Consider the following 19,188-nt stretch of genomic DNA (forward strand, 5'->3'; position numbering starts at 1 on the left):
TATCAAACATCATTGTTTATAGGTTAATCATATGTCTAGTTGGAACACGTAGCTAGCCATTATCGAAAAATTGCAAAAAACTAGCTAAAAGGGGAAAGGCAGCTTTCGGCATAAGACAAAGTGTCGTTACGTCCGACGATAATGTGATCGACAAGCGAGATATCTAATAGGTCGCAGGCTTTTTTTAGCTCGTAGGTCAATAAATTATCTGCCGTTGATGGTTTGGCATCGGTATGAGGATGGTTGTGCGCGATGATAAGTTGGCTAGCAGCATGGCTTAGTGCATGTCGCAGTACGTGCTTGATACAGACCGAGCATGATGAGATGCCACCCGTAAATAATATCTCGAAGTTTAAAAGGTTTAGGGCATTATCCAGACAGAGTACCGCAAATACTTCACGGTGCTCACCGCGCAACTGAGTGCTGATATAGTCTTTGACCGCTTGTGAGCGGCCAAGTGCTTGCCCAGTTTTGAGTTGGCTGTCCAGATAGCGCGTACCCATCTCAAGTGAAGCTAATATTTGGGCGTATTTTGCAGGGCCAATACCATGGCAGGCAAGAACCGTCTTCTGAGGGGCGGCCAATAGCTCGGCTAAGCTACCAAACTGATTGATCAAATGCCGCGCTAATTCAATCGCTGATTGAGACTGAGTACCCGTGCGCAAAAATATGGCCAGTATCTCGGCGTCAGACAAATGGGCTGCACCAAATTTTAAAAGTTTTTCGCGTGGCCTGTCATCCTCATGCCAGTCTTTGATCGCCATTGTCACTCCTTGAAAATGGGTTGATACTTGTTATCTGAGATAGATACGGAAAATCTTACCCAATTTATCTCATAATTGTTACTATAAGCGCAATTTTATCTTTTCATTTTTTTGTTGATGCCACGCTTATGTCCAATATTGTGCTTGCTATTACTGGCGGTATCGCCGCTTATAAATCTGCTATATTTGCCCGCTTGTTAGTCAAGGCAGGCTTTGATGTGCGCGTTATCATGACGACGGGTGCACAAGCATTTATCACACCGCTGACGCTACAAGCGTTGACTGGTAACGAAGTGCATGTCTCGTTGCTCGATGAGCAAGCAGAGGCAGGCATGGGGCATATTGAGCTGGCTAAGTGGGCCGACTTAATCGTGATTGCACCTGCTTCAGCCAACACGCTTGCGCGTCTGGCCATGGGTATGGCTGATGATCTATTGACCACAGTGTGTCTTGCCACTACTGCGCCTGTCATTATTGCTCCTGCCATGAATCAGCAGATGTGGGCGCATCCAGCAGTCAATCTAAACGTGCAAACGTTGCGCGATATGAATTATCAAATTATCCAACCAGCTAGCGGTGAGCAAGCGTGCGGTGATGTCGGAGCAGGGCGATTGCCTGAGCCTGAGCAGTTATTGGATGAGGTGTTACTGTTCATAGCAATGAATACAACGCCGCAATTGCTAGCAGGTAAAAGAGTGGTCATTACTGCAGGTCCCACCGTAGAAGCGATTGACCCTGTACGTTATTTGTCTAATCACTCTTCAGGAAAAATGGGCTTTGCATTGGCGCGCGCCTGTGTGGCTGCTGGTGCAGACGTTGTCTTAATCGCTGGTGGTAAAGTGGCATTGCCCACGCCGCTTAATGTCACACGGATCGATGTGCTGTCTGCCGAAGATATGCTGATAGCGGCGCAGCAATGTGTAGATGGCACGCATAGCGAGCTCCAATTGGTCTTTGAAGATGAGCACGACCATTCTCATGAACACACGCATGGTCATTCTCATAACCATTCCCATTCTGAAGAGCATTATCATGGCGACTGTGGTTGCGGCGATGACGATGTAAGCGACCATGACCATAATGACAATCATGACTTGCTACATTCTCATGATGACAACCAATTTGTGAAAGCAGATATCTTTATCGCGACCGCAGCCGTGGCAGATTATCGTACGGAAGAAGCTGCACCGCAAAAAATCAAAAAGACACAAGATGCCATGACGCTCAGTCTGGTTAAAAACCCTGATATTCTAGCGACAATTTCTCTTGCACATCCAGAGCTATTTGTCGTTGGCTTTGCCGCAGAGACGCAAGATGTTGAGCGTTATGCCCGTGGTAAGTTGGTCGCAAAAGATTTGGATATGATTGCTTGCAATGATGTCTCACGTGCAGATATCGGTTTTGCTAGTGATGACAATGCGATGCAGGTGTTTTTCTCTGAGCGCTATGAGCGTGACGCGGTAACACTTGAGAAGACCAGTAAAGATAAAATTGCTGAGCAACTAGCTAGCATTATTGGTCAAGCAATCGGTCAACGTAAAGATAGTTAGAGCTACAGGCTCAAAATCTGATAGCTAGCATGTAGATAGTGTGTAGATACAGACGCTGAGCCTCAAATGGTGTGACTGATATGATGAATATAGCTGGTAACGATAGCACTCAGATGCTAGTGCTGACAGTCATTTTTGCGCTTGCCTCACTACTGCATGGTATTAGCGGACTTGGTGCAACGCTAGTGACGACCACTGCGCTTGCTAGTATGTACCCATTGCAACACGCCATTGTGTTAGTGATTTTTCCTTCGCTAGTCGTTAATGTGATGACCTGGCTAGTAGGCGGTGAACGCACTATTTGGCAAAACTTTATCTACTACGGCAGACGCTATTGGTTGCTTGCGCTTACTAGCTTACTAGGTAGCATTTTAGGTGCGAAACTATTGCTATGGGTCGATAGCGCTTATATTCTTTTATTGTTGGCCGCGGTCATTGCTTTCTACGTTGTGAGTAGTTTACTCGGCAAACAAATCCGTCTACCAAACACCAAGCCTATGTTAATTACCGTTGGCTTTGGTGCAGGCGTGATTGGCGGCTCGACCAATGCAATGTCGACCATACTGATGATGTATTTACTGTCTGCCAGTGACGATAAAAACACCATCGCCAAAGTCGGCAATATGTGCTATTTCTTAGGAAAGATTGCTCAAATTATCGTGTTGCGTGAGCCTATCATGGCACTTAGCAGTGGTGAGTGGCAGCTGATTACTTTTTTAAGTGTGCTATCTATAGTGACTCTTTTGGTTGGAATCCGTTTGCGTCGCTATTTACCGCAAGCGCGTTTTCGTCAGCTTATTTTATTGATTTTAATCGTGCTTGGAATACGCGTTGGCTGGCAAGGTATTACCGCATTGTTATAGCTAAAGATATAAGCCTTTTCAACAATATTTTATTAGGGCGTGTCCTCATTTCAAAAATGGTGAGAAAAATAAGATAAATTGCTGTCAAACAAGGAAAATAGTGCAGATAATATCGAGATATTGCCCAACTATTTGACGCTGTTTGACAAGATTTAGCTATTTTTGGCCCATTTAAAGGACACTCGTTTGAATTGAGGACACGTCCTAGACCAATTCCTCAAAAAATATCTGCTGTGCCAAACGAAAGGTATTACAGTGTGCCTCAACCACGTCTTCGATATCTTCTGAGTAGCCGCCACCCATCACGATAGCGACAGGGATATTGGCGGCTTTTGCTTGCTGCAGTACATATTCATCACGCGCCTTGCACCCTGCTTGTGTCAAACCAAGTTTGCCGAGCTTATCGGTAGCGAGCACGTCGACTGCAGACTGATAAAAAATCATATCTGGCGCAACTTCAGCGATTAAGCGTGGCAGCGTATCTTCTAATATCTGTAAATACTCAGCATCGCCGGTATCATTGTCTAGCTCAATGTCTAAGTCTGATACTTGCTTACGAAACGGGTAGTTCTTGGCGCCATGCATGCTAAAGACAAAAACGCGTGGCTCATTTGCCATGATACTGGCGTTGCCATTGCCTTGATGAACGTCCAAATCGATAACTAAAATCTTCTTTGCCTGTCCACGATTTAGCAATAAGTTGCTAGCGATACAAACATCATTAAATACGCAAAAGCCTTCTCCATGACCAGCAAAGGAATGATGAGTACCGCCTGCAACGTTCATCGCCACGCCATATCGCTGAGCATATAGCGCGCACTCATACGTTGCATGGGCGATATAACGTCCGCGCTCCACCAACTGCGGTGTCATCTCAAATCCGATAGCACGAGCAGCCTTGCGCGGCAGTGTTTGGGTTTTAAGCTGATGCCAGTACTCTGCGGTATGGGTGGTCAAAATCTCATCTTCGCTCAAGCGAGCAGGGGCAAAGAAGTTATCTTGGCTGATAGTCCCTTCTGCCAGTAAACGCTCAGGAATCATAATGTACTTCTGCATGGGGAAACGGTGCTTTTCTGGCACGGAATATCGAAAAACGTCAGAGTAGGCAATTTTTAGCATAAGATTTCTAGCTTAGTATTGATGGTTTTTTGGATAGAAAAATAAAGAGATAAGTATCAGCTATCGCGGATTATGGCTTGATTGAAAAACCGGTTCATCGAATGAACTGAGCTATTGAACAAACTGAGTCGGTAAAAAGAACGTGCGCGCGTCTGACTGTTGACGTAGCTCGACAAGTAGCGTTTGCATGTCTTCGGCAGGGTCTTGACTATTGACCAAGTTGCCAAATAGCTCGTTGGCAACCGTGGTCATCGCGACCACGCTTTGTAGTAAATGCTCAATAATCTCATTATCTATACCAACTGCTTCGACATCGATAGCATTTTTGTAGCGTATCTCACCATCGTTGACATCCATCTCTAGATTACCGACTAGCATGTCATAGTTAATTTGGGTGATAAGTAGCATTGCGGCACTTTGATGAGTGTCTGGTATCAAAAATGGCAAGATGCCATAGATGGCCAGTAGTTTGTTTTTTTCTTGCACCCGAAACAGATAGCCACAGTTTATTTGCTTATGACGCATTCTCAAGGATAAATGATGCGATTTTTGGCTGTCGTTGGTTTTGGGTCGATAATGCGTGTAGTGCCACTGCTTGTCATTGAAGTATTGTTTTAAGCAGTCGACGATAGGCGTGTCACTTTGGTTTTGAGATTCTGCACTTGCGTTATCGGTTTTCAAGTTATCGGTTTTGAGTTGAGATGTATTTGCTTGTGTTTGTGCTTGTGCTTGTGCTTGTGCTTGAGTGTTATCCTGTTCGCTGCCCTGATTCACCTCTAATTCATGAGAGATATCAGAGACACCACTATCAGTAACTTGAGAACTGATATTAGAAATATCAGCCGATATATTTTTTGTATTATTAATCTCGCTGTCAGCAAGTGATGCAGGCCTTTGCTCGCTTGCAGCATCGACGACTGACTGCGGTGCGGCAGCAGTCAGTAACCGTTTGATTTTTTGCCACAAGCTGAGTTTATTGCGTTGACTCATAATAGTATGCTGACAAGTAAGGGTTATAAATTAATCGTGAGTGAATGCCAAGCCTTCTTTGATAGCAGGCTGTGTATAGAACGCTGCTAGCATTTCACGAATATGAGCAGTCAACCAAGGCGTCTCAAGAGCATCGTAAACGATAGGCAGTAGTGTAGTGCTACATTGATTCATGGCCGCTTCGTCAATGTGCAAACTCGCAGCGATGGTCGCCATCGTGTCAGCCTGATGATTGGCATACCAAGTGTCGATGCTTGCCGAGACTAAGCTGTGCAGATACGGTGACAGTCGCAGGCGGTTGTAGCTTTGTTGGATACTGGCTTCGATATGGTCAATGCTACTATTACCAGGCTCATCGCTTAAATAGGTTTGTAGCTCACTAATTGGTTGGTCTTTGATGCGATCCCAACCCATGACTATCAGACGTGCCACTTCTTCGTTTGATAAGTGTTCTTGTGCATTGGCTTCGGCTTTGCGCGTCAAATCTTTGATATTGCGATGCAAGTAGGTTTGCAGTTTTTCATCGAGGTTTCTGTTGGTCGCCTTTTCAAAAGAGCTGCGCCCAAGCTTCATCAATTTACCAACGCCACCTGCTTTATCGAGGGTGCTTTCCATGAAATCATTGATAGCGTGATAGAGTGTTTGGGTCAATAAATCTGCAAAGGTTTCGTTACCGACTAGCGTATGAATCAATATATTGCGCTGCTGCTCGTGACTACCGATATAGTTGGCCAGAGTTTCAACTTGGGCATCATCGACCAGCTCAGACAAAGGCACATTATCATTAACTGGGTGATAAATAATAGTGTGTAAAATATCACGAATATCGGTACGCATCACCTCAGTCATCGGCTGATTTAACAGCCAGTCTTTCATCAGCTGTTGTAAATGGTCACAGGTAATATATTTGCTGAAAGGCTGCGCACCAAACCATTGCCAAGCTTCCATCGCTAGTGGCTCAGCTTGATTGTGCAACCATTGCTGCATAAAGTTGACTTGAGCATCGATCAAACTATCTACTGTCAAACAGCTGGTTGATGGCTCTTTTGACAAGTTAGTGTCTGCGTTGTCAGTCTCTGTATCAGGCATTTGTGTTTGGCTATCTTGTGAAGTCGGCATAAGTTTTGAAGTCATATTTTAAAGTCGTTTTTTTTGAGGTCGTACTTTTTGAAGTCAGAGTAATCGACAATTTGTTATACTGTGTGTTTGTAGAGAGCATAGGGTATTATGCCACGAACATTACCTGTGTTTGTGATGAATATTGATTGCTGCTTGATAAATAACCAGAGGTTTTGATGACGGTTTTGGATACGCCTTTACTTGCACTTGAGGAGCTGACGGTTCAGCGCGGTGAGATACCGCTGTGCGAAGGAGTTGCGTTGCAGCTATCTGCGGGTAGTATTTGCCATTTGATTGGGGCAAATGGGACGGGAAAGACCACGCTATTGATGCAGTTGGCTGGATTGTTACCTGTTCTGGCAGGTGAGGTCTCTTATCAAGGACAGTCGGGTCTGCCCATCCAGCCTTTATATGTCTCGCACCAGTTGGGCATCCATCCAAATCTGACAGTGGCACAAAACCTGACGTTTCTACTGAATTTATATGGCATCACGCCAAGCGCTGCTGATATTGATAATGCGCTCGCATGGGTTGGACTACAAGGGTTTGAGACGATCAGCTCAAGTCATCTGTCCGCTGGGCAAACGCGGCGCATCACGCTGGCACGATTGTACCTACTAACTCCTGATGTGACACCGTTCTGGTTACTTGATGAGCCTTTCACGGCGCTGGATGTTGATATGGTGGCACGTATGGAAGAGCGGTTATGTGACTTTGCACAGGCTGGCGGGTCGATACTAATGACCAGTCATCAGGCAGTCGGTGTCGCCAATCAGGTGCTCGATTTGTCAGATTATATGGTATAAGTTTTATTGCTATCAGTACCATCAGTATATGTGCAAGGACAAATAATGACAGACAGTCCAATACAAGTAGGATCAGTAGCAGCCATGAATAAAAGTCCAAAAGCTATTGTTGCAGCGCCTCGCAGTATTGAGTTTATGCAGCTGTGGCGCCGTGAATGGCAAGTCAAGCAGCAAGGAGCGGTACAATGGTTGTATCCGTTAGTACTGTTCTTAGTGATTATTACTTTGTTTCCGTTGGCAGTCGGTAGTGAGCCTGTGCTATTGCAGCGTTTGGGCGTATCAGCAGTGTGGATTGCTGCATTGCTGTCACTGGTAATGGGTGTTGATGGATTATTCAAGCCTGCGCTTGATAATGGTACGCTTGCGCAATTGGTCGTGGCCAAAGCGTCACTACCGCTATGGGTGCTGATTAGACTGGTCATTCATTGGATTTTTAGTAGTGGTATTGTGGCAGCGCTTAGCTTGCTTGCCGTGCCGTTATTTCAGCTCAGTTGGTTTGAAGCGTGGATATTGATGGCTTCTATCGTGACAGGTAGTCCAATGCTCCTAATGCTATCCGCGATTGCCAGTAGCTTGACGCTATCGTTAAAGAATGGGGCAGTATTAGTTCCCTTGATTGCTTTACCGATGCAGTTGCCAGTATTGATTTTTGCTACGGGTGCGGTTGATTTATTTGCTTCTGGGCTGAACGGTTTACCCATTTTAGCCTTATTGCTGGCAGGAAGTATTGTTTCTGTCCTAGTTATGCCATGGGTGATTGCTACAACTTTAAAAATGTCATGGCTCAATTAAACGATTTGCTTGTTGCAATCCTAAAGTCCAATTGTCGAAATTTGATTAGCTAAACCCATTTATCTCAACCTAGCCATCTAAATTCAGTCATCGAAATTTAGTTATCTGCATCACATGTATTAACATCGTGGTGAAAACTGGCAATTTTGCTATAATAGTCAATTGAATACGTAAACAGCTCTTTGTAGATTCTATCCAGTGTTTAACGCCAGCAGGTGAGTTGATAGTGGTGCTTTTATAGACCGCATCCTTTATCGCCAGTAAGCTGTGTAATAGGTTTCTTCCCATGCCCAACCTGAATAACGTCTCATCCCCTAGCTTGTGGCAGCGCATTTGGCAGGGTTTCTTGACCACTGTGGGTACCAAGCAGTTTTTTCGTATCTTTAGCCCTTGGGTCAAGTGGTTAGCGATATTGGCCAGTCTCTGTTTGCTCATTGGTAGCGTATGGGGCCTTGCTTTTGCGCCGCCTGATTATCTTCAGGGTAATAGCTATCGCATTATCTTTATCCATGTTCCCGCTGCCAGTCTTGCCATTTCTATCTATTTTTCCCTTGCGGTCTTGGGGGTAATTTATTTGGTATGGAAGATTAAGACAGCCAGTTTGGTTGCGCAGGCACTTGCCCCAATGGGGTTTTTGCTGTGTGTCATCAGTTTGCTTACAGGCTCTATCTGGGCGAAGCCAACATGGGGTACTTACTGGGTATGGGATGCACGCCTGACGTCAATGCTGATATTGGCGTTTTTATACGCGGGCGTGATGGCACTGTTTGCTGCGTTTGAGCATACGGCCAATCGTGGTAAAGCGGCCGCTATTTTATCTATCGTGGGCGCAGTGAACCTGCCTATTATCAAGTACTCAGTAGAGTGGTGGAATACCTTGCATCAAGGCGCGACCTTTAGTTTGACCGCCGCACCGAAGATGTCGGCAGATATGTGGATGCCTTTGCTACTGATGATTATCGGCAGCTATTTACTGGTTGCGACATTAGCGATTTATCGTACTAACACGCTGATTCTATACCGTGATCAAGGCAAAGCGTGGGTCAAAGAATACATTCGTGGTCAACACAAATAACGGCTAGGAAAATACTATGCAGCCTTACTTTTATAGCGTATCTGAGTTTTTCGCCATGGGTAAGCATGGGGTTTTTGTGTGGTCGTGCTGGGCGATAACGATTGGCGTGATGTTGGCATTTATTATCTATAGCCGCAAACAACGACAGTCACTTATCGAACAGCTGACCATCCAGCAAGCGCGTCAAGCACAGCGAACCACCAAAACCTCAACGCCTGTAACCAAACAAGCGGAATGAAAAATCATCTTAATATCATGGTTTTAGCGTAAGAAGCCGTATCCTTACACTGACAAAAATATGACCTTATGGGCAGTGATGAGGCTTATTGATTTGTCTGAAAAATGCTACCATATAGCGATTAGAAGAGTACGATTAGAAAGACATTTTTAGAACGTTTTTCTAATGGTGGTTTCTTCAAATTTTTCTGCTTTATAGATTGATTATGATTTATAAAACAGTGACTCATTAATGGGGTAGTGGTATGAATGCAGTTCGTCGGAAAAAACTGACGTGGGTTATGTTTACGCTGGCAGGTGCGGCAGTAGCAGTTATGTTGGTTATCTATGCCATTGGGCAGCAAACTGACTACTACTTTGATGCAACTGCGATTGCTCAAGGCGAAGCGCCTCAAGACAAACGTATTCGTGCTGGTGGTATGGTGGTTGCCGGTAGTGTGCAGCGTGCAGCAGACAATCCATTAAATGTTGAGTTTGCGATTACTGATTTTCAATCAACCGTGCCCGTGACTTACCAAGGTATTCTGCCAGACTTATTTGCTGAAAACTCAGGCGTCGTGGCCACGGGTAAAATGCAGGGCGATACTTTCGTCGCTGGTGAAGTACTGGCTAAGCATGACGAAAACTATATGCCGCCAGAAGTTGCTAAATCTATGAAAGAAAATAATCGCAGCGGAGCGATACCTACTTCTGAACAGTATAATCCTGCTGAAAAGATTCATGAGACCGAAACGCTACAGCAGTAATGATTGTGAATTTTCATACCATATAAAAAAGCCACCGATAATCGGTGGCTTTTTATTGAGCTGTGTTTAGCTAATCAATTAATCGTACTTATTAACCCTGTTAGTCATCCCATACTGGGCTATAGTCAGGATGTTCAATTTTACGACCGTCAGAGCTGGCTAGGTTACCGATTTTTTCTAACTCATCTGCACTTAACTCAACTTTGATGGCATCTAGATTGCCTTGCAAGTGATCAGGATTAGACGTTTTCGGAATAGCCACACGATGCTTGTCTGATAAGATCCATGCTAACGAGATTTGTGCTGGTGTTACGTTGTGCTTATCTGCAATCTCTTTAATTACTTCGTTATCAAACACATCACCACGCGCTAATGGCGAGTAAGCTTCTAGCAGAATGTGATGATTATTTAAGAAGGTCTGCAATGTGTTTTGTTTAATGAACGGATGAAACTCTACTTGGTTCACGACGATAGGCACATCAGCATATTTCTTGGCCTCAATGATATTAGCGATATTGAAGTTTGAAACACCAATATGACGCGTTAAGCCTTGCTTTTGGAGTTCACACAGCGCAGGAATGGTCTCAGATAACGGTACGCGGTCATCAGGCCAGTGCAATAGCAACAGATCGACATAATCTGTACCCAAATCTTCCAAAGAACGTTTCGCTGCTGCGACCAATTTTTCCGGTTCAAATTTCATATCATCTGGAAAAATCTTGGTAGTCAAAAAGAACTTATCACGAGCCACGCCTGACTGTCTGATACCTTCGCCCACTTCTTTTTCATTACCATAAGCTTGAGCGGTATCGATATGCTCATACCCCATTTCTAACGCTTTTTTAACCACGTCTACGCAGTCTTGTCCAGTTGACTGCCAAGTACCTAGGCCTAGGATTGGGATATTTGCTTGTCCAGCGGTACGAATATTATAGTTTTTAGCGCTCATATTATTATCCTTATTGTTTATATCTTATAATTTTCGTTAGTTTTAAATGTCATCAATAGTATGGTCTAACGAGTAAATTACTATTGAGCCTGTCCACTATAAGAAAAACTAAAGACAAGTGGAAGAGTGAGTGACGGTTTCCTACAAAGGGCAAACAGGCTGTAACGTGATTTTTAATAGTTATTCAATGCACAGTTAGTCTTTTAATAACTTTATTGGAAGACAGCACTCCCAAAATTAAAGACAAAAAAACACCCATCACTCTAAGTCATGGGCGTTTCTATTAATCATAGCACCTAAAAAACTAGGTATTTTTGATTTAAAGTCTTACTGAGCAGCAGCTTCTGTAGTTTCTGGAGCGTCAGCGCTTTCAGTTTTAGCAGCAGTGTCCGTATGTGCGCTATGATCAGTACCCCAGATTTTTGGGTATTTGTAGCCAGGGAACGTTTCATGAGCATACTTTTTGAAAGCTTCTGAGTTATAAGCGTTGGTCACATCTTCAACCCATTTTTTACCAGTATCAGCAGATTTGATCGCTGACCAGTTTACATAAGCAAAGCTTGGCTCTTGGAACAATGCTTCGGTCAATTTGATACCAGAGTCAGTAGCATAGTTACCGTTGATAACTGCGAAGTCAACTTCATCACGCGCGCGTGGTAATTGAGCAGCTTCTAGTTCAACGATTTCGATCTCGTATTTGCTGTTATCAGCGATATCTGCTTTTGATGCTGTCAATGGATCGATGTTGTCTTTCAATTTGATCCAGCCAAGATCATTCATCATAACCAAAGCACGTGCAAAGTTACTAGGATCGTTTGGTGCAGAGACACTCATACCTTTGAAAGCAGCATCAAGGCTAGTCTTTTTACCTGAGTAGATACCAAGCGGAGCCGTTGGTACTTGGAATGCTTCTACTAGATCAAGATTGTTTTCTTTTTTGAAATTATCAAGATAAGGCTTATGCTGGAAGATGTTGATATCCAAATCGCCTTCAGCCAATGCAAGGTTAGGACGGACATAGTCAGTAAAAGCGATCAACTCAACTTCATAACCTTGAGCTTCAAGCGTGCTCTTTACTTGGTTACGAACCATATCAGCAAAATCGCCTTCAGTCGTACCGATAACGATTTTGGTATGGTCAGGATCGATATCGCTAGCGGCAGTTTCTGCAGTGGTACTTTCGGTTACTGGCTCTTTAGTCGCTTCTGGCGCTGATGAATTGCTGCAACCAACTAAGACTAGGCCTGATACACCAACAGCGGCAAATGCGGTAGCTAACTGACGGCTGATATCTGTTAATTTCATAATATGTCCTTAATAATGAATGGGATTGAGTAAAACGTTTATCGTCTGAACATTAAAAAAGCAACATTATAAATAGTAATGCTGCTTTTGTTGTAAGAGCTGAGATAAGGGTTGAGTGTTGCCAAAAATAAACCTAGTCGCTCGTAAAGTCAAGTATTCTCTAAAGCGGTTTAACGTTTATCTAAACGATTGGCGAGCCAGTTACCAGAGGCTTGAATCGAGACGACCATGATTGATAATACAATCACGATAAAAATCATTACCTCGGTTTGATAGCGATAATAGCCATAACGAATGGCTAGATCACCCAAACCGCCACCACCGATCATACCAGCCGCCGCTGAATAAGAGAGCAAGCTGATACAAAGAATAGTGACTGACAATACTAAACCTGAGCGAGCTTCATTAAGTAGTACTTTAATAATGGTAAAAGGTCGTGCACCCATCGATTCGGTTGCTTCGATAATACCGCGCGGCACTTCACGCAAATTTTGCTCGACCAAACGCGCAAAATAAAACGAACCAGCGATAGCAAGTACCAATGATGCAGCAATTGGTCCGATACCCGTACCAACGATGGCCTTGGTAAACGGACTCATCGCAATCATCAAAATTACGAAAGGGAAAGCACGCATAAAGTTGGTAATACCGCCAAGCACACCGTACAACGTCTTGTTTTGCAAAAACTGTCGATCACTAGACAGAAACAAGAATACGCCAAACAGTCCACCGATGACGATTGCGACTGTGGTCGAAATACCGAGCATCACAAACGTATCAATAAACGCGCTTACGATCTCTTTGCGTAACACAAGTAGCTTGTCTATAGAGGCGGATAATTCAGTACCAGTTAACATATCTATTTCTCCTGCCTCATTAGTCCTCGACGACTAGGCCTTTGCCAATCGGGGTGGTTGCTTGAATCAGACCGTCTCGCACATCCGCAACTTCTAATAATTGTCCTTGATGCAATAACGCTGCGCGATCACAAAGTCTACGAATAACACTCATCTCATGGGTCACGATGACGATAGTCACGCCAAGCTGCTCATTGATATCGCGCAGACAAGTCAGCAAACTACGGGTCGTTGCAGGGTCAAGCGCACTGGTTGGCTCATCGGCCAACAATACTTTTGGACTAGGCGCAATCGCGCGGGCAATACCCACACGCTGTTTTTGTCCACCTGACAACTGCGCAGGATAATGACCAGCACGATCAGTCAAATCAACAATCGCAAGACAATCCATAACGCGCTTATGAATGTCGCGACTTGGATAACCAGAGATTTTTAAGTTAAACGCCACGTTGTCAAAAACCGTTTGATTAGACATCAGATTAAACTGCTGAAAAATCATACCGATATTATGACGAGCAATACGCAGATCACTGGCAGACAATGTGGTTAGGTCAGTACCGTCTATCACGACTTGACCCGAATCTGGACGTTCAAGCATGTTGATTAGGCGCAATAAGGTAGATTTACCTGCGCCTGAATAACCCATTAGACCAAAGATTTCGCCTTGTTTGATAGTCAGAGATGTCGGCTCAACAGCGGTAAACCAATGTGGCTTGCCGTCTTTGTCTTTGATTGATCGGTCGCTTAAAAAACTTTTGGTCACATCGTTTAAGACAATCATGTCATTCATGGAGGGCTCAAAATTTAATAAATTTTTTAATGGTCAAAAACCCGTCATCAGGCCTCTTTCAATATGTAAGAAGCTTGTCAAAACGACAACAGTCAATAACCGTATAATAAGGGGCGGTAATATAGCATATTATCAGGCACTTTGGATATGCACATACGTGTCCGGCTTATGATTAATAGCTATTAAGAATAAGCAGTTAAAACGGCAAGTATGAAGGCGACAGCGTGATAGCTGTCTATATAACGATGGGAATTGATTACTCGTGATAGTTGTAATGAGGGTCATGATGAATTGGGATGGTCACCAAAAATCTAGTATGACCATTTAAGGTATCTGTAATAATGCGCCCTTGATGAGCGGTAACGATTTGTGAAACTAGGGATAACCCTAATCCAGAGCCTTTATTTTTTTGCTGCAAACGTACAAATGGGCTAAAGACTTCTTCTCGCTTACCTTCAGGGATACCAGTGCCTTCGTCGATTACAGCTAGTACCGCATATTTTGGCAGTGGACGTTCAGGCTCAGTTTTGGCTTTCTTCATATGCTTAGCAAATAAGCCTTCTTTACGCACAACTGCGCTTGAGTTCTCATTATTTGAGCTATTAGATTTGGCATCATCTTTCGTATTGTTTGATCCGTTATTTTTAGTAGCGGTATCAGTAATAGATTTATCTGATTTTTGAGCACTGTTCTCGATGAGAGTGTCAGTATTCTCGCTTTCTACGTTGCTTATAGAGTTTGTGGGTGCTACTTCAGTCATCTCAGTATTACTAATACTGTCAGCATCGTTAGCAGGTTCATTGGAGTCTGGAACAGCCTTCCAAATAACTTTCTTAATTCTGTCAGTTAATTCACTGGTAAAGCTGTAATAGTCAGCAAGTAGTGATGATTCGCTAGTAGTAGGTTGGCGTTTGCTAGCACTGTCTATCAAGCTTTCATCTGAAAGGCCGTTATCAATACTGACTTCATCGTTGCTCTCGTTGCTCTCATGGCGAGCAGCTATGTCTTCACCGTTTTTATAGATAGTCGGCGTTGGTAGATCTGCTATTGAGTCAGTCGTTTCTGATTTATTTTTATCAACCGAACTAGTAGCTTCATGCTTAGCAGTTTGATGTTCAATTACTTTGGCATCAGCGTTTTCTTCATAATCGTCAAAGTCTAAACTGTTGTAATCGACAAAGCTGCTGCATAGCACTGTTTGTAATAGATAGTCGGGTACAGTTCCGGCTTCTTCTATGCTTTGAACACCGTATAGCAATACCGTAACAGGCGGCTTGCCATGTAGCATAGCGTTGGTAAGTAAATTACGAATTAAGTGAGTCAACATTGATGATTGACCATCTATCACGATGTGCTCACCAATCAGCGTGGCTTCAGGATAGTGCTGACGTTCTTGATTTACTAAATCGTATAAATCGAGGTTTTCAACTTGCTGTAAGGCATGTCCCGCATCCAAACGGCTAACCAGTAATATGCTTTCTACTAAGTCATTCAGGCCTGACAAGTCTCTATTAATAGCTTGTGCCCGTTTATCAAACTTTGCTTTGGTATCAGTTGGCAGCGCACCAGCCAACATATCCATCATTTCAATCTGTAGACGGATACGTGTAATCGGTGTACGCAGCTCATGAGAAGCATGTGCTAATAGTAAATTATTGGCATCAATTAAGTGTTCAATTTTTTGTGCTGCTTGGTTGAATCCGCGTGCTAGTGCAGCGATTTCGTCATTACCACGTGCGTTCACTCGCACCGTAAAATCACCATCACCCAATTGAGTCATTTGTTGGCTCAACTGGTCAATCCGCCATGTCATCGTCCGGGCAATTAACCATAGTACACCTGCCATAATGAGCAAGAGTAGTAGCGTACCAGTGAACAAGTTCAAGGCTGCAGAAAGGACAGGTTTTTTAGGCGTGAGACGTGATTCGTATAATAAGGTATAACCCGTACTGCTATACACTTGGGCTTGCTTGGTAGGTGATGTATCTGCAAGTGATGGAAAAACGCGTGAAAATAAAGAAGGAGTAGGGGGAAGCTCTAGGGGTAGGTCACTGTTGTCAGTTTGCATGAGCAGCCGACCTTCGCTGTCATACAATCCCATTTTTGCTTGCAGTGATTCATCAAAAATATCGAAGCTTTTCTTAACGACAGCCAGCATAAAACGCGACTGCAAACGATTGTCTTTGCTGATAGAAATATTTAATTCGTGCAAGAATGGATCGATTTGCCCCAAGATCTGCGTGGCTAATATTTCTGAGCGAATACCAGCGTCTTTGTCATGGACAAGTTGGGTCAACAGTACCATTGCCACAGCAAATAAAGTAAGTGCCAGCATGACGCTGGCAAATAGTTTGGCAAATACGGAACGAAAACCCAATTGCTGCATTAAACGATCTCTATTATTAAACGCTTGTACCGACTCATGGTATAGAGTTTACACCATGAGTCAGCTAATTAGGCATCCTTTATGATTACACCTGATCAGTGGCAAATTGATAGCCGACGCCGCGTACGGTAATAATACGCTTTGGCTGGCGTGGATTGTCTTCGATCAAAGCACGTAAACGCGAGATATGTACATCAATTGCACGGTCAATATTGTCTGAGCTGTCATCATTTGGCATCGCTTGCCAGAGTTGCTCACGATTCAACACCTTGCCGGAATGAGTGGCAAAGTAGTGTAACAACTGAAACTGATGCGTGGTTAGACGTACTGGTTGGTCATCGATAGTGACTTCATGACTATCAGGGAACACACTCAAACGACCAAAGGTTAAGCTGTCTGATTGGCTATCGGCTTGATTTGGTTGCTCATGACGACGAATAACTGCACGAATACGAGCTAAAAGCTCACGTGGCTCAAAAGGCTTGGCGATATAATCGTCAGCACCCATCTCTAGCCCCAACACGCGATCGGTTGTATCGCCTTTTGCGGTCAGCATGATAATAGGTACTTTATTGGTCATGTTATTCTTGTTGCCACGAATCTTTTGACATACTTGCATACCGTCCATATCAGGCAGCATAAGATCCAATACAACCAAGTCAATATCGCGCTCTTTGGTGTCTAATAAGTCGAGACCTTCTTGACCAAGGCCAGCATGATGCACGTCATAATAGTTCATGGTCAAATAATCGCTGATCAGCTCAGCTAAATCTGGATCGTCTTCAATCAATAAAATCTGCTTACTCATGGGATGTCCTCTAATTGTTATTGTGATTTATAAAAGTATAACGTTTTCGGTAATGATGACTGTTGGTAATAAATAGTTAAACTATTAATCCTCTACGTTTTCAAATATACAGAATAGCGCATAATTAAATGTGAGTCGTATTTTAATACTCGGATAATGCTATATATAGTAGGGTCATATTGCCTAATTATGCTGTTACAAAACAAGAGAAGCTTTGTTAATGTTTCTACGTAATGTAACTGTCAGCATAAGCTATTATGACACAATGACTTTTTTACCTTTAGAATCAACAGGTAAGTCCGCCAAACAAATCAAGCTATCATTGCTCACACCTGCTATCAAATACTGCTGTGTAGTAGGATCGTATTCAACTACTTCAATAGGTTGGCGCGTTAAACGCTGATCTTGTCCGATTATCCAAACATTCGCAGTCAATGGTTGTAGCGGCATATAAGGAGGAGTTTGCAACTCTGTCAGATCAACATCATGTAGCGCGCGCTTAGGTACGATAGTGCCAACATCTATTTGACCATAATTGACTCGCCCTGTGACTTTCATATTTGGCAGTAACTTATCACGACTTACTTCGTTGTCGATGACATTAACATAGACCAAGAGCTTTTTGGGCTGACTGGTCGATACCAGTTTGCTGACCTGTCCTGTAAACTTGTCTGAGATACCTTCGGCGGTAAAATTGACCGTTTGTCCCACTGAAAGCTGTGGTTTTGCTTGTATAGGCAGGGTAGCCATAAAGTGCAGCTTGGTCTCGTCACTGATCTGTAGTAGAGAGTCGCGCGCCGCTAGCTGTTGTCCTGCACTAGCAGATAAGTTTTCCACCCGCCCCGAAAAACTGGCATGAATGGTAATCGAATTATACTGTACATCTTGTTTAGCAGTATTAACGTCTGCACCCTGATTAGTAGAGATATTACTATCAGTATCTATCGCAGAATTTGCTTCTAACGTTTTATAACTCTTACTATCAGTTTTTCTTACAACAGCAATGTCTGTGTCTGGCTCAGCTTGTACGGGGTTAGAATCAGAGTTTTGCGTATTTTCTGGATTGTTCTGATTAGCATCCCCTGATTCTAAACTAACTTGCTCAGGCTTATTCAAACCTTCAGCTTTGCTAGCCGTACCTATACGCCTAAATACGAGCAATGGCGTGCCTTTTTCTACCCATTGACCTTCACTAACCAGTGTCTCTTCTATACGAATGGGATGTACCGCAACAAATGTGGTCTGCTTGATAGGTTCGATATTACCTTGTAATCCGAGACTCGGCTGATACCTTGAAGGTTTAATACTCAAGATATGTTCTGGCGTCATTGTGACACTATCACTTGTGATGATAAGTGGCGTGTCAGCGGTCTCTGCTTCAGTGTCAGTAACAGTCGATTCGTTTATAGGTGACGGCTGACAAGCAGCGATAAATAGTACGCTGAATAAATAGAGGCTTTTTCTTAAATGTCTAGAAGCTGTCATAGCAGTCACCATTGTAATCGTCATATCATTATATAGTGAATTGTAACTCGGTGGAACGACTGTAAGATATTTACTAAACTTAAGAAAGTTGATAACTCAGTATTGAGAAGAGTTGAAGTTATACCTTTAATAGATAAAAACAGTTATTTGTGATACCAATGAGTTCGAACATAATTTTGCTAATTACTGGAAAAGTAATACTAACTATGCTAAAACAAACACTATAAAATATACTGATACATTTTTATTACAAATGAAAATTATCCAGTAATATGATTGCCAGTTATATACAATACAAAATTATAATAATGATGCCTTCTGTTCAAATTCTAATCTATTTATATGTTAGAAAATGGATTTATTATTAATTGGAATAATTTTTATATTTGAATTTTTTATTAGATATGCGCAGGGTAAATTATCTTATTCAAGGCACTCAAATAACCCTAGATTTTGTAAGATTAATAATAATAAAGTGCGTATAGTACGCTATATTGATACCGCGATTAGTCAGTAGGCATCAATTGTAGAAGATTCGCTGTTATCA

Annotated in this window: 18 protein-coding genes; 7 read left to right on the top strand and 11 right to left on the bottom strand. The window is 43.1% G+C overall.

Going from position 1 to position 19,188, the window contains the following annotated elements; genetic code table 11:
* Window positions 1-80: 80 nt before the first annotated feature.
* A complete protein-coding gene (gene radC / locus QL886_RS10235) occupies window positions 81-764 on the bottom strand; it encodes a DNA repair protein RadC (RefSeq protein WP_290178636.1) in 684 nt (227 codons plus the stop codon).
* A 128-nt stretch (window positions 765-892) separates the two neighbouring features.
* On the opposite strand from radC, the gene coaBC reads away from it, so the two are divergent.
* Entirely contained in the window at window positions 893-2,314 is a 1,422-nt protein-coding gene (gene coaBC, locus QL886_RS10240) for a bifunctional phosphopantothenoylcysteine decarboxylase/phosphopantothenate--cysteine ligase CoaBC (RefSeq protein ID WP_290178637.1), read from the top strand.
* Window positions 2,315-2,394: 80 nt separating this feature from the next.
* Window positions 2,395-3,177, top strand: coding sequence for a sulfite exporter TauE/SafE family protein (locus QL886_RS10245; protein ID WP_290175930.1), 783 nt, complete (start codon window positions 2,395-2,397; stop codon window positions 3,175-3,177).
* 204 nt (window positions 3,178-3,381) lie between these two features.
* Here the strand turns inward: QL886_RS10245 and QL886_RS10250 are convergent, their stop codons facing one another.
* The 3 genes from QL886_RS10250 to QL886_RS10260 all read right to left on the bottom strand — a co-directional run bounded on the left by QL886_RS10250 (window position 3,382) and on the right by QL886_RS10260 (window position 6,420).
* Window positions 3,382-4,296 carry a histone deacetylase gene (locus QL886_RS10250; protein WP_290178638.1) on the bottom strand — a complete coding sequence of 305 codons (915 nt, stop codon included), beginning with the start codon at window positions 4,294-4,296 and terminating at the stop codon, window positions 3,382-3,384.
* Window positions 4,297-4,407: 111 nt separating this feature from the next.
* Entirely contained in the window at window positions 4,408-5,286 is an 879-nt protein-coding gene (locus QL886_RS10255) for a YbjN domain-containing protein (protein ID WP_290178639.1), read from the bottom strand.
* Window positions 5,287-5,316: 30 nt separating this feature from the next.
* Complete coding sequence (locus QL886_RS10260; RefSeq protein ID WP_290178640.1) at window positions 5,317-6,420, bottom strand: hypothetical protein; 1,104 nt, start codon at window positions 6,418-6,420, stop codon at window positions 5,317-5,319.
* 161 nt (window positions 6,421-6,581) lie between these two features.
* On the opposite strand from QL886_RS10260, the gene ccmA reads away from it, so the two are divergent.
* The 5 genes from ccmA to ccmE all read left to right on the top strand — a co-directional run bounded on the left by ccmA (window position 6,582) and on the right by ccmE (window position 10,061).
* A complete protein-coding gene (ccmA, locus tag QL886_RS10265; RefSeq protein ID WP_290178641.1) occupies window positions 6,582-7,211 on the top strand; it encodes a heme ABC exporter ATP-binding protein CcmA in 630 nt (209 codons plus the stop codon).
* Window positions 7,212-7,346: 135 nt separating this feature from the next.
* Complete coding sequence (locus tag QL886_RS10270) at window positions 7,347-8,003, top strand: heme exporter protein CcmB (RefSeq protein WP_290178676.1); 657 nt, start codon at window positions 7,347-7,349, stop codon at window positions 8,001-8,003.
* 286 nt (window positions 8,004-8,289) lie between these two features.
* Window positions 8,290-9,078 (top strand): heme ABC transporter permease CcmC, encoded by a 789-nt coding sequence (ccmC, locus tag QL886_RS10275; protein ID WP_057761594.1) that lies wholly within the window; start codon window positions 8,290-8,292, stop codon window positions 9,076-9,078.
* Window positions 9,079-9,094: 16 nt separating this feature from the next.
* On the top strand, window positions 9,095-9,316 hold the full coding sequence (ccmD, locus tag QL886_RS10280; RefSeq protein WP_290178642.1) for a heme exporter protein CcmD: 222 nt from the start codon (window positions 9,095-9,097) through the stop codon (window positions 9,314-9,316).
* Window positions 9,317-9,560: 244 nt separating this feature from the next.
* A complete protein-coding gene (gene ccmE / locus QL886_RS10285) occupies window positions 9,561-10,061 on the top strand; it encodes a cytochrome c maturation protein CcmE (protein ID WP_102091822.1) in 501 nt (166 codons plus the stop codon).
* A gap of 100 nt (window positions 10,062-10,161) precedes the next feature.
* Here ccmE and QL886_RS10290 read toward each other — a convergent pair whose 3' ends face one another.
* The 7 genes from QL886_RS10290 to QL886_RS10320 form a co-directional block, all read right to left on the bottom strand.
* Window positions 10,162-11,010, bottom strand: coding sequence for an aldo/keto reductase (locus QL886_RS10290; protein ID WP_102091823.1), 849 nt, complete (start codon window positions 11,008-11,010; stop codon window positions 10,162-10,164).
* 327 nt (window positions 11,011-11,337) lie between these two features.
* Window positions 11,338-12,315, bottom strand: a complete 978-nt coding sequence (locus QL886_RS10295) for a MetQ/NlpA family ABC transporter substrate-binding protein (RefSeq protein WP_290178643.1) — start codon at window positions 12,313-12,315, stop codon at window positions 11,338-11,340.
* A 170-nt stretch (window positions 12,316-12,485) separates the two neighbouring features.
* Window positions 12,486-13,172, bottom strand: coding sequence for a methionine ABC transporter permease (locus QL886_RS10300; RefSeq protein WP_057761583.1), 687 nt, complete (start codon window positions 13,170-13,172; stop codon window positions 12,486-12,488).
* Window positions 13,173-13,191: 19 nt separating this feature from the next.
* Window positions 13,192-13,962 (bottom strand): methionine ABC transporter ATP-binding protein, encoded by a 771-nt coding sequence (locus QL886_RS10305; RefSeq protein ID WP_238069323.1) that lies wholly within the window; start codon window positions 13,960-13,962, stop codon window positions 13,192-13,194.
* A gap of 256 nt (window positions 13,963-14,218) precedes the next feature.
* On the bottom strand, window positions 14,219-16,348 hold the full coding sequence (locus tag QL886_RS10310; RefSeq protein WP_290178644.1) for a sensor histidine kinase: 2,130 nt from the start codon (window positions 16,346-16,348) through the stop codon (window positions 14,219-14,221).
* A gap of 85 nt (window positions 16,349-16,433) precedes the next feature.
* Complete coding sequence (locus QL886_RS10315; RefSeq protein WP_057761578.1) at window positions 16,434-17,156, bottom strand: response regulator transcription factor; 723 nt, start codon at window positions 17,154-17,156, stop codon at window positions 16,434-16,436.
* A 255-nt stretch (window positions 17,157-17,411) separates the two neighbouring features.
* Complete coding sequence (locus tag QL886_RS10320) at window positions 17,412-18,641, bottom strand: HlyD family efflux transporter periplasmic adaptor subunit (RefSeq protein WP_290178645.1); 1,230 nt, start codon at window positions 18,639-18,641, stop codon at window positions 17,412-17,414.
* Between the last annotated feature and the right edge of the window lie 547 nt (window positions 18,642-19,188).

It is taken from the genome of Psychrobacter sp. APC 3281, from assembly GCF_030407815.1.
Taxonomy (GTDB): Bacteria; Pseudomonadota; Gammaproteobacteria; order Pseudomonadales; family Moraxellaceae; genus Psychrobacter.

Bases quoted from the DNA above. Each gene is read 5' to 3' on its own strand.
- radC (WP_290178636.1), bottom strand. From the start codon at position 764: ATGGCGATCAAAGACTGGCATGAGGATGACAGGCCACGCGAAAAACTT.
- coaBC (WP_290178637.1), top strand. From the start codon at position 893: ATGTCCAATATTGTGCTTGCTATTACTGGCGGTATCGCCGCTTATAAA.
- QL886_RS10245 (WP_290175930.1), top strand. From the start codon at position 2,395: ATGATGAATATAGCTGGTAACGATAGCACTCAGATGCTAGTGCTGACA.
- QL886_RS10250 (WP_290178638.1), bottom strand. From the start codon at position 4,296: ATGCTAAAAATTGCCTACTCTGACGTTTTTCGATATTCCGTGCCAGAA.
- QL886_RS10255 (WP_290178639.1), bottom strand. From the start codon at position 5,286: ATGAGTCAACGCAATAAACTCAGCTTGTGGCAAAAAATCAAACGGTTA.
- QL886_RS10260 (WP_290178640.1), bottom strand. From the start codon at position 6,420: ATGACTTCAAAACTTATGCCGACTTCACAAGATAGCCAAACACAAATG.
- ccmA (WP_290178641.1), top strand. From the start codon at position 6,582: ATGACGGTTTTGGATACGCCTTTACTTGCACTTGAGGAGCTGACGGTT.
- QL886_RS10270 (WP_290178676.1), top strand. From the start codon at position 7,347: ATGCAGCTGTGGCGCCGTGAATGGCAAGTCAAGCAGCAAGGAGCGGTA.
- ccmC (WP_057761594.1), top strand. From the start codon at position 8,290: ATGCCCAACCTGAATAACGTCTCATCCCCTAGCTTGTGGCAGCGCATT.
- ccmD (WP_290178642.1), top strand. From the start codon at position 9,095: ATGCAGCCTTACTTTTATAGCGTATCTGAGTTTTTCGCCATGGGTAAG.
- ccmE (WP_102091822.1), top strand. From the start codon at position 9,561: ATGAATGCAGTTCGTCGGAAAAAACTGACGTGGGTTATGTTTACGCTG.
- QL886_RS10290 (WP_102091823.1), bottom strand. From the start codon at position 11,010: ATGAGCGCTAAAAACTATAATATTCGTACCGCTGGACAAGCAAATATC.
- QL886_RS10295 (WP_290178643.1), bottom strand. From the start codon at position 12,315: ATGAAATTAACAGATATCAGCCGTCAGTTAGCTACCGCATTTGCCGCT.
- QL886_RS10300 (WP_057761583.1), bottom strand. From the start codon at position 13,172: ATGTTAACTGGTACTGAATTATCCGCCTCTATAGACAAGCTACTTGTG.
- QL886_RS10305 (WP_238069323.1), bottom strand. From the start codon at position 13,962: ATGAATGACATGATTGTCTTAAACGATGTGACCAAAAGTTTTTTAAGC.
- QL886_RS10310 (WP_290178644.1), bottom strand. From the start codon at position 16,348: ATGCAGCAATTGGGTTTTCGTTCCGTATTTGCCAAACTATTTGCCAGC.
- QL886_RS10315 (WP_057761578.1), bottom strand. From the start codon at position 17,156: ATGAGTAAGCAGATTTTATTGATTGAAGACGATCCAGATTTAGCTGAG.
- QL886_RS10320 (WP_290178645.1), bottom strand. From the start codon at position 18,641: ATGACAGCTTCTAGACATTTAAGAAAAAGCCTCTATTTATTCAGCGTA.